The sequence below is a fragment of the Bradyrhizobium sp. BLXBL-01 genome, from assembly GCF_051853025.1.
GTDB lineage: Bacteria > Pseudomonadota > Alphaproteobacteria > Rhizobiales > Xanthobacteraceae > Bradyrhizobium.
In genome coordinates, this window is the sequence record NZ_CP182471.1 from 6,270,717 (window position 1) to 6,285,655 (window position 14,939).

Here is a 14,939-nt window from a genome sequence, read left to right on the forward strand (position 1 = left end):
GCATTCTCGCGTTGAGCTTGTGTCCGTTCCCTGGACGGGAACGATGATCCGCGCGCGGAAGAAGTGGGCGTTCTGTCCGCGGCTTTGTTTAGGGGAGAATATTAGAATGGCAACGCGCGATAGACGTTTGGCGGAATTCGACGGCGCCGGAGAACCACCGCCGGGCCTGCCACTCGAAGTGCTGTGCGAGGATCACAGCGGGACGTATCAACTGCCGTTCGCCTGCCGCTATGTCGAGGGACGCTGGCAAAACCAGGAGGCCGGGATTGCGGTGGAAGCAACCGTGATCGGCTGGCGCCTGCCGCGCGTGAAGCAGCGCGGGGCCGCCTGAAGGCGTTCTCTGTTTCAAAATGCGACGGAGCCGCGCTCCGCTTTAACCTTCGGAACGCGGCCCGAACGAATCACGTCCGAATCAGCCGAAGCGCCCTGTACGCATCTGTTCACGGCTAGATCTCGCGGCGGGTCCGACAGGCGCGCACAATATCTGCGCAGCCGGCAGGATCGCAGACGCCTCTCACCGGCACCAAAGGTTAATTGTTGCAAAGACATAGCGCTGCGGTCGCAGCGGACGGTGCCTCGCCGCCGAAACAGGCAAGGCCGTGCGACACCTGCCTAATATTCGACCTCGAGCTCCTCGATCTCGGCCGGCTCCTCCTTGGCCGCCGCGATCCATTCCTGCATCTCGGGCATTGCCATGATGGTGTCGGCATAGGCCTTCAGCGGCGGCGCGAGCTTGACGTCATAGGTCACGAAGCGCGTCACGACAGGGGCGTACATCGCGTCCGCCATGGTGCGCTTGTCGCCGAACAGGAAGGGGCCGCCCGATTTCTCCAGGCAGTCGCGCCAGATGAACCAGACCCGGTCGATGTCGGCCTGCGCCCGCGACCAGATCTTGAAGCCGGGAAAGTGTCCCTTCAGGTTGACCGGCAGCGAGGCGCGCAGCGTGGTGAAACCGGAATGGATTTCGCCTGAGATCGAGCGGCAATGGGCGCGCTGGATGCGGTCGGCCGGCAACAGGCCGGCGTCCGGCATCACCTCGTTGAGATATTCGGCAATGGCCAGCGTGTCCCAGACCACGGCGCCCTCGTGCCGCAGGCACGGCACCAGGATCGAGGACGACAGCAGCAGGATCTCGGCCCGCGCCGACGGATCGTCCGGCGCGGTGACGATCTCCTCGAAATCGAGCCCGGAGAATTTCGTCAGCAGCCAGCCACGCAGCGACCAGGACGAGTAATTCTTGCTGCTGATGGTCAGTGTCGCCTTCGCCATATGACCCTTTCCCTGGTCCCGACATCGGCCCGGCCTGCCCGTGGCCTCTGCTTCCACGGCATGAACAGCAAGCGACGTGCCAGTTTTACGCGAGGCCCGATCGCCGTCTGGCGTCCTTATTGCATAGCAGCACGGGACGGGGTGGGCGATTCAGTATGATGTCGATGTACTATCAGGCTTTTCAGAACCACATGGACCTGACCGCGCCTTGGCGCGCGGGGGCTTCGTCCGCGCTCAAATTCCTCCATCTGGTGCCTCAGGGCCTATCGGACCAGGTGGTCGGCCGGGTATCGGCCGCGCTGGAGCTGATCTCGCGCTCCACCCTCACCTATGACCGTCCCGCCTACGGCATCGACAGCGTCATGGTGGGCAACCGCGAGGTCGCGGTCAGAGAGGAGATCGCCTACGCGACCCCGTTCGGCTCGCTGCTGCATTTCAGGAAAGAAGGCGTCGGCGAGCAGCCGCGCATGCTGCTGGTGGCGCCGATGTCCGGACACTTCGCGACGCTGCTGCGCGGCACGGTGAAGACGCTGCTGCAGGACCACGACGTCTACATCACCGACTGGCACAATCCGCGCGACATCCCGCGCAGCGAGGGCCGTTTCGGGCTCGACGACTATACCGAGCACCTGATCGACTTCCTCGGACAGCTCGGGCCGCGCCCGCACATGGTGGCGATCTGCCAGCCGTCCGTCTCCGCGCTCGCGGCCGCCGCGATCATGTGCGAGGACAACCATCCCTCGCGCCCGGCGACGCTGACGCTGATGGCCGGCCCGATCGACACAAGGATCCAGCCGACCAGGGTCAACGAGTTCGCCAAGAGCAAGCCGATCGAATGGTTCGAGCGCAATCTGATCAACTACGTGCCGGTGCAATGCCGCGGCGCCTTGCGCAAGGTCTATCCCGGCTTCGTGCAGCTCACGGCCTTCGTCTCGATGAATCTCGAGCGCCATATCAAGCAGCACATGGATCTCGCCAACCACATTGCCAAGGGCGAGAAGGAGAAGGCCGCGACGATCAAGACGTTCTACGACGAATATTTCGCCGTGATGGACCTGCCGGCCGAGTTCTACATCGAGACCGTGCGCGACGTGTTCCAGGAGCATCTCCTGCCGCAAGGCAAGCTGATGCATCGCGGCCGTCCCGTGAACACCAAAGCCGTCAGCCGCATGGGCCTGATGACGGTCGAAGGCGAGAAGGACGACATCTGCTCGATCGGGCAGACGCTGGCCGCCCAGGACCTCTGCACCGGCGTGCGCGCCTATCGCCGCGTCCACCACATGCAGGCCGGCGTCGGCCATTACGGCGTGTTCTCCGGCAAGCGCTGGAACAACGAGATCTATCCGCTGCTGCGCGATTTCGTGCACGTCAATTCGTGAGGGTCACGCCGCCGCGCACTAGAGCTGCTCTTCAAGCTCGTATCGCGCCGGGCCACGCGATGACTTGCCCTGACATCACAAGGCGGTTGCGCCCGCTCTCCTTGGCGGCGTAGAGCGCCTTATCCGCAGCCGCTATCAACGACGTGCAATCAGCCTTATCGCCGAACGACATATGTGTGGCGCCACCAATACTGAGGGTGACCTGCTTGGATGGCGGATTGAGCGCGTGCAGGATGCCGAGGTCCTGAATCGCTTGCCGGATTCGCTCGCCGACCTGCTCGCACCCTCCCGTGTCGGTATTTGGTAGCAGCAAGGCGAATTCCTCACCACCATACCGAGCGGCCAAGTCTGCCGGCCGCCTGGCCTGCTCCGCCAGGACCTCGGCCACCGAGCGGAGACATGCATCGCCCGCCTGATGCCCGTACTGATCATTGAAACTCTTGAAATGATCGACGTCCATCAGCAAAAGTGACAGAGGCCTTCCTTCGCGCCTGGCCCGGTCCCATTCCGCCTCTAGCCGCTCGTCGAAGTGTCTGCGGTTTGCCAAGGCCGTCAGGCCATCCGAACTGGCGAGAGCCGCCAGCTTATCTTCCAGGTCCTTACGTTCGGTCATGTCGCGCGAGATCGCCACCACGCCGTTGATGTCTCCACTCTGCGCACTCCTGGCGACGCGCAGCGCGGTTTCGATCCAGACCTCGCCTTTCTCGCGATGCCGAGTGCGATAAGTGATTCTTGCCTCCTCGGCTTCACCGTTCATCAACGCGGAGATCGTCTCCTCAACCCGCGCCAGATCCGCCGGATTTATGCCGGCGAGGGCCGACGTATCCACCAATTCGTTCGGAGCCCAGCCGAGAACTCGCGCGCTGGACGGCGACGTATAGAGAATCCGTCCATCGACCGCTATGCGCATGACCATGTCTCCCGACTGCTCCGCGAGGAGACGAAAATCCGCCTCCTTGGCGATCAGAGCAGCGGCCATCTTCTGCCGCATGTGCAACTGGCGCACCAGCAAACCCCCCGCAACAGCGAGCCCTCCTATCAGTCCCAGCACCGCAGCCACGCGCGTCAGCGCCGCTCTGCGCCAGGGGGCCAAGACGTCGTCTTCCGATTCCGTCGCAACCACGACAACGGGGTAGCGACTGCTTAGTTGATAAAAGCTCAGACGCCGAACGCCGTCGAGAGGCGACGTGAAGTAGTAGACGTCCGCAGTTGGCCGCTCGCGGAAATTCCTAAAAAGCGGTGCATTCGACAGATCGCGGCCCGTATATCCGTTGTCCGGGCTACGCGCGAGGACAACGCCTTTCGCGGTCGCCAGTGCAATTGAGCCGTTCTGGCCGACGTCGAATCCGCGATAGAACTGTAAAAAATAGTCGACATCGATCGTGGTAAGAGCCACTCCGGCAAAACTGCCGTCAGGATGATCGAAGCGCCTTGACGCTGTGATGATCCATTGCCCCCCGACCTGCTCCTCACTGGCCCCCCAATGAAGGTTCCTCGCTCAGCCACGGCGCGATGATGCTGGAAATACTCGCGGTCGCTGTTGTTGAGGCCGGCGAAATCCACGGGCTCGCTGGTTGCGAGCCAGCGGCCGGTCTCGTCATAGACGAACACAGCGCGAATCCGGTTCGCGGCTTTGCGCCGGGAAAGAAAGGTCTGAATCTTGGCGATCGCCGCCGGGCTGGTTCCCTCGAGTTCGAGTTGGCCGACCAACACATTGAGAACGGTGTCCGCGAGCTCGAACGTATCGTCCGCGTGTTGCGTCACCGACCGGGCCAGATTGGCCATGTCTGTTTCGGAGCCCTTCAGCAGCGTCTGTCGCGAGGACCACTCCCGCCAGCCGCTGAGCGCGACAATCGCCAAGCAAGCGACCGCCACGAATGCGGAGGCCCAGAGCGTCAGACGCCCTTTCCGAAGATCGCTGCGGTGATCGATCAAGAGATGCTCCCTGCACCCTCAACCCCGTAAACGCCTTGGGCTGAAGGATGGTTGCTCGTTCCGATTGTGATTTTTGGCGGAGCACCGGAAGGAGACTGACGGCATCGATGAGCGGCTTGACCGTCGATCGATAGCCCATGGACTGGTCCGACGAGAAGGACAACACAGCAATCAACTCGCCTCGAGCACTGTGCCGGCCACCCGGCCAAAGCCAGGTTCAGTGAAACTCGTCGGATGCAGGCTTCGAGCTCCGGCAAGATGTGCAAAATCGTCTGTCCGGGGTTGAGGCCGAATGACCATGCTCTCTGCCGGCAGACGCTCGGTCGGCGAGACCGACGCGGGCTTCGCGCCGCCTGCAACAATGTGGGGCAACGGCGCGGCCATCGACCAGATGTTCTTAAGCATCGCCCTATTCACCGAGCACGCGATGACACCGTTCCGCTTCAGACGGGCGACGGTAAAGAGCTTGCGGATCAGCAGGTCTCGTTCCAGCGACTGCGGCAATTTGAACTGCACCCCGATGAGCCGGCCCCTTTGTTGCGCAATCACCGCATCGATCCATCCCACCTGCATGATGTGCACGCGCAGCGGTTCTCCGGCGCGAGGACAGTCAATGCCGGAGCCAAGCAGAACGCCGGCGCCAGAGAGGGAGATGTTGCTCACGCGTCCAGAAAGCTGCTCGCCGGTCCCGGTCTGGATCGAGATAGTTTCGTCGATGTCGAAACGCTCCTCGGTACGCCCCATCCGCGCCTGCAGCGAGGTCATGCAGACGAAGAAAAGCACGACGATGTTCACGACCGACCAGAAGGCGACCATCGGTAGAGCCGCCGGATGATCGATGATGCGCCATTCCGGAATCGTGTTCAGAACCACACCGACAACCGTCAACGCCATCAGGACCGCCGACGGCCAGAATATCTCCGCAGCGTAAGTTGCGCGCCGCGCGGCAGCGCCCTTCGGCGTCACCTTGAACGCATGTCCCGCCGGCTTGACGAGAGTCCCCAGCACCGTCGGCAGTATCTTGAAGCTCTGGATCGTCGCCGACACCTGAGCGGCGAGCGGAAAATGCACGTGCGGCGCGAACCAGGAGATGCCGCCGTTGAGCGCCAGAATCGCGGGGAACAAGTAGTAGAACACCGATTCGGGGGTGACATCGACGACAGGCGCCAAGCCGGTCCACATGAACACGATCGGAACCACCACGACCATGAGCGCCCGCAAGCCCAATGAGAGCCAATGCGTCGGAAAGAAGAGGAGCCGATGCATCAAGCCCAGTCCGGGGCCGAGCGGGCCGGCGGCGAGGTACAGCGTCTGGATCGCGCCACGCGCCCAGCGTTGCCGCTGCACGAAAAAGGCATCAAGGCTTTCCGGCGCCAGCCCAATCGCCAGCGGTTCGCAGAGATAGCGGGTGACGTATCCCTTGCGCAGCAGGACGAGCGTCAGCAGGATGTCTTCCGTAATGGACTGGGTCGGCAAGGCATCGCCTACCGCGCGGAGTGCTGCGCGACGCGTGACGGAGTTGGAACCGCAACAAAAGGCACCATCCCAGCCGTCGCGCGCGGGCATGATGGAATCGAAGAAGAACCGTTGTTCATCCGGCAGTCCCCTGTGCAGGCCGAGATTCGCCTGCATCGGGTCCTCATTGTAGAAGGCGTGCGGGATCTGAACGATTCCGACCTTTGGATCAGCGAAGAAGCCCATCGTGCGCATCAGGAAATTGCGCTGCGGCACGAAGTCCGCATCAAAGATCGCGAAGAACTCGCCACTCGTCTTGGTCAGGGCATGATTGATATTGCCGGCCTTGGCATTCAAATTGTCGGCGCGTGTGAGATAGCCGGCGCCCTTTTGCGTGCAGAGCGCCCTGAGCCAAGGCCTGCGACCATCATCCAAGACCCAGACCTGGAGGTTCGGATAGTCCAGGCACAGCGCGCCGGTGATCGTCTTTTCCAGCACCTCGAATGGCTCGTCATAGGTCGGAATAAAGACGTCGACCGAGGGCAGCTCATCATCCGGCAGGCTGCGAAGCCGACGCTCGTGCTGATCTGCTTCGCTTCGGCGATCGGTCCTGCGAAGGAACGTCAGATAAAGAATGAACTGATCTGTGAAAGTCAGAAGCTCGACGAACAGACAGAACCAGATCCAGCCGACCTGATACCAGGTCCCGCTTGCCGGCAGCACGGTGGTGAAAATACGCCATTCGAGATAGCGGGCCACCACAAGCCACACCACGACAAAGACCGCAAGACGCGCCCAAGAGCGCGCGACTGGGAAGGTCGGCGCCAACAGATACATCGCAGCAAAGATGCCCAGCATCGGCGCGAACAGCTGAGAGAGAGGCAGAGTCATGGCTTGCATGGAACATCTCGCTCACAGGGGCGATTGGTCGAGCTCCAGGCGAGCGGTCAGCCATTTCAACTTCGAGCCGACCAATCGCAGCAGGCCGTCGGTTCTGCGCTCGAAGCGCACCTCAGCCAACCGTCCGATATCGCAGGAGCCGTTGCGGTCGGCCGACGTCTCATTGGGCGGAAGCGATATCTCAATTGTAATGTTGCCCGGATCAGGCCGCGGCACCCGAGCCGCAAGCAGCCGATCATCGCCGTACGCGGCCGATCCGCGGACCTGCCGGATCTGGCCGCTCTTCCATTCGCGACTCCCAATCAGGCGGACGGTAGCCGCATCTCCGGCCTTGATCTTCTCGAAATCGCGCTCGGGTAGTTCAACGACGATAAACCGGCGTTTGCAATCTGCGAAATCGAAGACCGACTGCCCTTCCGTGACCATCGAGCCCGGGCTGGCCGCGACCGACCAGACCACATGGGCTGCGGGCAAGGACAGATCGTAGTGATCGAGACGATCAAGTCGAGTGCGTTCCTCTGCAATTTCCGCGGCCAACTGCGCGGCACGTGAGCTGTTTTGCAACAGGTCGGTCTCGAGCTCCTGGCGGCGGAGGACAAGCCGCTCGCGCTGCTGCTGGGAATAGGGCACGTCGTTGGCATCGCCACGAAGATAAATGCCCTTCTCGGCCGCCCCCAATTCCGTCTTGAGGCGCTGCAGGCGTTCACCGGCCATCTGGCACCGCGTTGCGGTTGCCTCCTGTGAGGCCTGGGCCTCACCGGAGCGGATCTGCGAACTGATGCCGAGCTTCACGAGCCTCTCCATCCGGCCCGCGACATCGTTGCGCTGCCGCGCCTCAGCGAGACAGCCGCCTTTTTCAACTTCCGTTTCACTTATCTCGTGGCTCAGGCGCGCTAACATCCCCGAACGATAGTCCTCGCTTCGCTCGCGGAGCTTGCGATCGAGCTCGGCGATTTCCTCGAGTTGCCGGCGTGCGAGCTCGGCGCGTTTGGTGGACATGGCCAGCTGCTGATCAAGGTCCATGAGGTGGCGGCGATCCGGCGAACGCGCCTCGACCAGCGGCACCATCCGGTTGTGCTCGAAATATTCACCCTTGCGTGGAAGATCTGACGAGAGCTGACCCGCCATCGGTGCAGTCACCCGCATGAGCTCGGCATTGACATAGGCGGAGGGGGCGATTCGGTAAGTCACATACGGCAGCAGGGCCCATCCGCTGAGAGCGATGATCCCGAGTGCCAGGGACCGCCGAGCGATCCGGCTGCGAATGAAACGTTCGACATGCAAGCGAACCACGACTGGATCTCCAAATGGGCTTTGGTCGCTCCGCCTGCCCCTGCGAAGGCAAGCCAATCGCCGCGTGGCCGCCGCAGCAGCAGACTCCTCCCCGCAACCAAGAGAAGCATATCTAGCTTTCACCACAACAGGTTAAGACGTGTCAAAACCGGAGAACTACGGCTCGGGATCGATAACAAGAAGCCGACCTATTCTGGCTTCAAGTCGGCGCGGCGCTTGTACCGATCGAATGACGGCGCGGCTAACGACCATTCCTAAGCAGCGCTTTCGCTTCCGCGAATTCGGGAAGACCATGCTCCGCCTCGAATTGAGCGAGCACGGGCGCGAGCACTTCGGATAGCGCACCCGCTCGGCCATTTGTCTTGTACAGGCGTGCAAGTTCAAGGGCGCTGCGCAGCTCGAAAGTCCTGGTCTGCTGATGTCGTGCGATGTCCAGCGCTCGCTTGAGGGCGTCTTCGGCACTGGATTCGTCCGAAGGGTTTTCGCGTGACAAGAGTTTACCGCGGACACGGTGCAGCTCGGCGTCAAGCCAATGCTGGCCGGATTGTCCCGTCCCGGCGATCAATTCGTCCAGGATTTCCAGCCCGGTCTCGACTTCGCCGACATCTGCAATCGCCAGGGCGACATGCATCCCCCAGAACGGTTCGCAGAGGTAGCAATCGTTCTCGTGCAGGAAGGTCCAGCCGTGACGCATGTCCGCCAGTCCGGCCATTCGATCGCCGGCACGCCACTTGGCGAGGCCATTCAGGTAGGTGCCGGCGGCCACGTACAACGGCATCGTATGGTCGCGCGCGAGACCGAGCGCCAGGATCGTCTCTGTCTGCTGCAACATGCCCCCGCATACTCCGTCGAACACGGCGCGATGAACCAGCGCATTGGCCTGGGACAGCGCCCGTTTTTCTCCCGGAGTACCCACCGCTTCCGCGGCGAGCCTGCGCGCACGAGCGATGTCGCCGAGCGGCCAGAGCACCAGGGCGAGAAATCGCATGATGACGAACGGAAGATCCAGCGCCGAAGCCCTGAAAGTCGCGGGATCCGGTTCGGCCCGATAGATCGCCAGCGCCCGCTCAAGATGCGTACGCGCATTCGAATACTCGCCGGCGAACCAGCACGTCACGCCGCCGGTCCAATGGGCCACGACGGCGGCCACCGGCGAGTCCGGCCGTCGCTCAGCGGCGTTTCTGATGGCATCTGCCAGCTCCCGCATCGGAGCAAGTTCGCCATGCGTCAGGCAGGCATTGAAGAGGCCGGAATGGACCGGCGCAAGTTCAACGGGATCATCGATACCAGCCGCGAATTGTCGCGCGCGCGTCCATGCCGCGACCGTTTCCGGAGCGCTGTGGCCGAGGCTGCCCCGCAAGGCACGGCCATATGCGATTTGAAGATGCAGCCTGCTCATCATCCGGCGGGGTTCGTCAGGCAATTGATCGGCGATCGCGATGGCCTTGCCGAGATGCGCGATCGCCTCGGAATAGGCCGAGCGTTTCAACGCCTGCTGGCCCGCCTTGCGCCACCACTCGAGTGCGATCTCGCTCAGCCCCGCCTCGGTGAAGTGGTGCGCCAGGACTTCCGGCTCGGTCTCGGCGACAACTGGAAACTTCTCGCGCAGGACATCGCCAATCCGTGTGTGAAGCACCTGCCGTTTGCTCCTAAGCAGACTCTCGTAGGCCGCTTCCTGAACAAGAGCGTGCTTGAAACTGTAATTTGCTTCGGGCGGCGTCCCACGACGCAGCAGCAGTTCGGCCTCTTCGAGTTGTCCCAGCGCCGCGCCCAGCGTCAGATCGTCGCGTCCCGCCACGGTTTTCAACAGCGCGTACGAGAAGTCGCGGCCAATGGCGGCGCCTATCTGAGCCACCTCCTTGACCGGAGCGAGCCGGTCGAGCCGCGCCATCAGCGAATCCTGCAGCGTCGCAGGGATAGCAAGCGGCGGCAGCGGACAGTTCAGGCGGTAGCGCCCGGCATCCTCGACGAGCAGCCCGGACTCCAGCACCATCTTGGTCAATTCCTCGACGAATAACGGAATGCCATCGGTCTTGTCGATGATCTGCTCCATCATCTCGCGTGGCAGCTGGCGACCGACGACAATCTGCTCGACGAGCGCGCGCGTGTCCTGCCGATCGAGCCGGTCGAGCCGCAACAGACTGACGTTGGCAAGGCCCGACCAGGAGGGCTCGAACTCCGGCCGGGACGTCAGGAGCACGAGGATCGGCAGTCCTCTGATCCGATCGACCGCGAGATCGAACAGCTCAAGTGTCGTCGCATCGGCCCAATGCATATCCTCGCAGATGATCAGCAGCGGCTGGTCTCGCGCCAGTCCCTCAAGCTGATCCAGAAGGGCGGCAAATGTCTGGCGCCGCTGCTGCGCCGGGCTCAAGCCGAGGGGCGGGCAATGGTCGCCGGTCGGAATCGAAAGCAGCGCCGCAATCAGCGGTGTTGCCCGGGCGACCTGCTGGGTTCCTATCGCCAGCATTGCCTCGAGCTTGTCGAGCTTTTGATCCGGCGTGTCGTGCGAGCGAATTCCGGCGGCGCGCTCGAGCTGCGCAACAAAGGGATGAAGCGCACTGTTGGTGTGGTAAGGCGAACACTGATATCGCACGCGACGGTGCGTTCCCAACGAGGGGCTTTCCGACAGCGTTGCCACAATACGCGACTTGCCAATGCCCGCTTCGCCGGAAATCAACACGATCTGGCCCCGGCCCAGCCATGCCTCCCGCTGGCGCGAGAGGATGAATTCGATCTCGTTCTTGCGACCGACAAAGCCGATCGAGCGCGCGGCACGGACTGCCTCGAAGCGACTCTCGGATGCGGTTGCTCCTTCCACCGCCCAGACTGCGATGGGGTCTGCCATTCCCTTGACCTCCCGGCGGCCGAGATTGCGCAGGGAGAAGAGATCGCCAAGCAGCCGGCGCGTCGATGAAGCAACGACGACGACCCCCGGCTCCGCCAGGCTCTGGAGCCGGGCGGCGAGGTTTGGCGTGTCGCCGATGGTTGCGTGCTCCTCCGACGCATCTCCGCTGATGAGGTCGCCGACCACCACAAGTCCGGTCGCAATTGCGATCCGCAGTTCGGCTCGTTCGTCAGTCCCCGTCTTGAGCTGGCGTATCGCGGCGATCATGTCGAGGCCGGCGCGCACCGCGCGCTCGGCATCGTCTTCGTGGGCGCGCGGATAGCCGAAATAGACCAGTATTCCGTCACCGACGAATCTGGCGATCCTGCCATCATAAGCACCAACCACGCTCGCGCAGGCAGCGCGATAGGCGCGGATCACCTCCCACATGTCCTCGGGATCGAGACGCGCCGAGAGCGCAGTCGAGCCGACCAGATCGCAGAACATGACGGTGAGGTGACGCCGCTCGGCGTCCTGGGGACGAGCGGGAGATGCGATCAACGCGGCCGGATCGAGGTCAGCGATAGCACGGAGCATTTTGCGGCGATGGCCGAGCAGGACTCCGAGCTTCTCGAAGTCCTCGTCCATCAGTTCGGGAAGGACGCCTATGTCGATCCCATTTTGGGCGAAGCGCTGCGCGTATTGCGCAAGCCCCAGCTTATCGAGCCACTCCGCAATCTGCATTGGCTCCACCGATCGTGTGGTTGGCGGTTAGCAGAATTTTGGACCACGGCGCGCGGGGACAATATACCAACACCACCATGATGGCACGTTTTGTTTGTTGCGCGATAACCTAGGTTTCTCAATACCGATATTGCGTTCAAGCGGTGACGCAGCTCGATGCGAACAGGCTTGCTACCAAACATCGTCGGCACGCAGCATTGGACGGCAGAGGTTGCGAAGAATCGTCGCGGTCGTTTCGAACCAGAGCCGAACCAGCACTGCGGCTTGTGCCAAGCGGACGTTCTCCGCGACCGCAGCTTCCTTCACTGCTCGCTGATAGGCGCTTCATAACTGCGAGCCATCGTGCCCGCCGCAACCTGAAGCGAAGAACCAACCACCCAGCAGCCGGCAACAAAGCCGATCAGGCCGTTAGGCAGATTTTGATCAAGGACAAGGATGCTGACGGAGAGAGTTGCAGCGATTGCCGCGCCAAACGTTCCCGCCGCACTCATGATCTCGACCGGCTCGGAACCGTTCCATTCTTCCGAGATACTCGATGTCGGCTTCTGTGCACCATTGCCGGACAAATCAATCCCCACGTAATAGCCAAGCGCTCCGTAGAGCATCGTTATCAGGACGATCCAGCCGCTTTCAAACAGTCCGGCTTTCTGACGTAACAGGGTCGCTCCAACATAGAGGCCGCCAGAGGCCCCAACGGCGGCCAGCCCGATTCTTTCAAGAAGATGGGCCGATTTAATCAGACTGGAACGGGCGATCCGAAGATTGCCGACGCGCCTTGTTGCAGAGAAGGCGCTGGAAATTGCGCTGCTTATCTTCATAGGAGCTCCTTCTGAGTAAGTAGCAGCCTACCGGCCGACCCCGAACAGAAGCTGCATGAGTTGCGCGATGCCCTTTCATTCCAAATTACTGAAGGATCTTTGCTGAGTGATGGGACCGGCTTTGCTCGTGAACGAGACGGAGCCAATCCAAAGCTGCGAGCATGTGGCTGCGCAGGCATTGCGTCTCACCCGTGTTTGAAATGATCCGGGTGCGGCAATTTCGTTGGATGAGTGGTAATTCCGAAAAAGAGCGATCGCGTATGAAGCGGTTCACACACGGCTCCTCCCTGTCGCTCTATTCGGTCACAATTTCCGGAGGACGCGTCTGCATTGTGCGATAACGGAAGGCGAACACGCTGGATCTGCAACGCGCGGTTGGTCAGCAAGCTGATCACGTCTGGCCGAAATCAAAGATCCGCGCTTGGTTTCGTGAAGCTCGCAGCCTCAGGCCGACCATTCCTCGCCCCACACCTGCACCACGTGGCCGGGCGTCACTTCGCGATATTGCCGAACCGGCGGCTGATAATCCGGCGCGCGGACCGGGCTTCTGATCTCGTCGTTGGAGGCCTGGCGTCGCGTGCCGCGGCGTGACGGGTCGGGCACCGGCACGGCGGCCATCAGCTTCCTGGTGTAGGGATGCTGGGGGTTGCCGAACACCGATGCGCGCGGGCCGATCTCGACGATCTCGCCGAGATACATCACGGCGACGCGGTGGCTCATGCGCTCGACCACGGCGATGTCGTGGGAAATGAAGAGATAGGCGAGGCCCATGCTGGCCTGCAGGTCGAGCATCAGGTTGACGACCTGCGCCTTCACCGAGACATCGAGCGCCGAGACCGCTTCGTCGGCGACGATCAGCTTCGGCCCGAGCGCGAGCGCGCGCGCGATGCAGATGCGCTGGCGTTGGCCGCCGGAGAATTCGTGCGGGAAGCGCGCGGCCATGTCGGCTGAGAGGCCGACGCGGACGAGCAGGTCGGCAACCTTGTCGCGCGCCTGCGACGCCGTCGCGAGTCCGTTGGCAAGCAAGGGCGCAGCGATCGCCGTTCCCACCGACATGCGCGGATTGAGGCTCGCGAACGGGTCCTGAAACACGATCTGCATGTGCTTGCGCACATCGCGCAAGGCTCGGCCGTTCATGGCCAGCACATCCTGGCCGTCGATCAGGACCGTCCCGCTGTCCGGCTCCGTCAGCTTCAGGATGGAGCGGCCGGTGGTCGACTTGCCGCAGCCGGATTCACCGACCAGGGCCAATGTCTCGCCGGCACGCAAGGTGAAGGAGACGTTCTCGACCGCATGGACGCGGCCCGAGACCTTGCCTAACAGGCCCGAGCGGATCGGAAAGCGCGTGGTGAGATTTGAGACTTCGAGCAAAGGCGGCGCGGCGGGTGAGACCGTGTCAGGCGTCTCGGACGGCTCGTCCGATGTGCCCGTCACCTTGTCGACGATCGGAAACCGCATCGGCCGCGGCCGCCCATCCATCGAGCCGAGGCGCGGCACGGCCGCGAGCAGCGCGCGCGTGTAGGGATGCGCAGGCGCGGCGAAAATGCGCGCGGTGGCATCCGTCTCCACCGCCTGCCCGCCATACATCACCACGGTGCGGTCCGCGATCTCGGCGACTACGCCCATGTCGTGGGTGATGAAGAGGATCGACATCCCCTCCTCCTGCTGAAGCTCCTTCAAGAGCTCGAGGATCTGGGCCTGGATGGTGACGTCGAGCGCGGTGGTCGGCTCGTCCGCAATCAGGAGCTTCGGCTTGCAGGCCAGCGCCATCGCGATCATCACGCGCTGGCGCATGCCGCCGGAGAAGCGATGCGGATGCTCGTGGAAGCGCGATGCCGCCGCCGGGATGCGGACGCGATCGAGCAGGCGGATGGTCTCCGCCTCCGCCGCCGCGCGCGACAGGCCGCGATGCTGGATCAGCGCTTCGGCGATCTGGAAGCCGATGGTGAGCACCGGATTGAGGCTCGTCATCGGCTCCTGGAAGATCATGGCGACGTCATTGCCGCGGATGTCCTTCATGCCCGCCTCGGGCAGCGCGAGCAGATCGCGCCCCGACAGCATGACCCGCCCCTCGACGCGGCCGATCTCCTTCGGAATGAGCCGCATGATCGACAGCGCGGTCACGCTCTTGCCCGAACCGGACTCGCCGACGATCGCCACGGTTTCCCGGGGCGCGATGTCGAACGAGACATTGCGGACGACGGGAAGCCATTGCCGCTCGAGCATGAAGGAGGTGGTGAGGCCGGCGACCGACAGCACGGGGGCTTGGGCAACGATGGGTTTGGTCGCGGCGCTGGTCATAGGTAGACCTCAAGGCCT

The 14,939-nt window shown here is 62.8% G+C and carries 8 protein-coding genes and 1 pseudogene; 2 read left to right on the plus strand and 7 right to left on the minus strand.

Annotated elements, in window-relative coordinates; genetic code table 11:
• Nucleotides 1-106 precede the first annotated feature (106 nt).
• Nucleotides 107-331 carry a hypothetical protein gene (locus ACNJYA_RS29225; RefSeq protein WP_172786831.1) on the plus strand — a complete coding sequence of 75 codons (225 nt, stop codon included), beginning with the start codon at nucleotides 107-109 and terminating at the stop codon, nucleotides 329-331.
• A 281-nt stretch (nucleotides 332-612) separates the two neighbouring features.
• Here ACNJYA_RS29225 and ACNJYA_RS29230 read toward each other — a convergent pair whose 3' ends face one another.
• The gene (locus ACNJYA_RS29230) at nucleotides 613-1,269 is read right to left on the minus strand and encodes a glutathione S-transferase family protein (protein WP_212254542.1); all 657 of its coding nucleotides are present in this window, start codon (nucleotides 1,267-1,269) and stop codon (nucleotides 613-615) included.
• A gap of 155 nt (nucleotides 1,270-1,424) precedes the next feature.
• Here ACNJYA_RS29230 and ACNJYA_RS29235 point away from each other — a divergent pair, with 155 nt between their 5' ends.
• On the plus strand, nucleotides 1,425-2,648 hold the full coding sequence (locus ACNJYA_RS29235) for a polyhydroxyalkanoate depolymerase (RefSeq protein WP_172786833.1): 1,224 nt from the start codon (nucleotides 1,425-1,427) through the stop codon (nucleotides 2,646-2,648).
• Between the two features lie 31 nt (nucleotides 2,649-2,679).
• Here ACNJYA_RS29235 and ACNJYA_RS29240 read toward each other — a convergent pair.
• From ACNJYA_RS29240 to ACNJYA_RS29265, 6 genes and pseudogenes are all read right to left on the minus strand, one after another.
• A pseudogene (locus tag ACNJYA_RS29240) lies at nucleotides 2,680-4,583 on the minus strand (diguanylate cyclase domain-containing protein).
• A 171-nt stretch (nucleotides 4,584-4,754) separates the two neighbouring features.
• Nucleotides 4,755-6,938, minus strand: coding sequence for a glycosyltransferase (locus ACNJYA_RS29245; RefSeq protein WP_439401129.1), 2,184 nt, complete (start codon nucleotides 6,936-6,938; stop codon nucleotides 4,755-4,757).
• A gap of 12 nt (nucleotides 6,939-6,950) precedes the next feature.
• Nucleotides 6,951-8,231, minus strand: a complete 1,281-nt coding sequence (locus tag ACNJYA_RS29250) for an HlyD family efflux transporter periplasmic adaptor subunit (protein WP_257187566.1) — start codon at nucleotides 8,229-8,231, stop codon at nucleotides 6,951-6,953.
• 241 nt (nucleotides 8,232-8,472) lie between these two features.
• A complete protein-coding gene (locus tag ACNJYA_RS29255; RefSeq protein WP_439364078.1) occupies nucleotides 8,473-11,802 on the minus strand; it encodes an adenylate/guanylate cyclase domain-containing protein in 3,330 nt (1,109 codons plus the stop codon).
• Between the two features lie 302 nt (nucleotides 11,803-12,104).
• A complete protein-coding gene (locus ACNJYA_RS29260) occupies nucleotides 12,105-12,620 on the minus strand; it encodes a hypothetical protein (RefSeq protein ID WP_172786837.1) in 516 nt (171 codons plus the stop codon).
• A 444-nt stretch (nucleotides 12,621-13,064) separates the two neighbouring features.
• Nucleotides 13,065-14,921: an ABC transporter ATP-binding protein gene (locus ACNJYA_RS29265; RefSeq protein ID WP_439401130.1), complete on the minus strand. Its 1,857-nt coding sequence runs from the start codon at nucleotides 14,919-14,921 to the stop codon at nucleotides 13,065-13,067.
• Nucleotides 14,922-14,939: the final 18 nt, after the last annotated feature.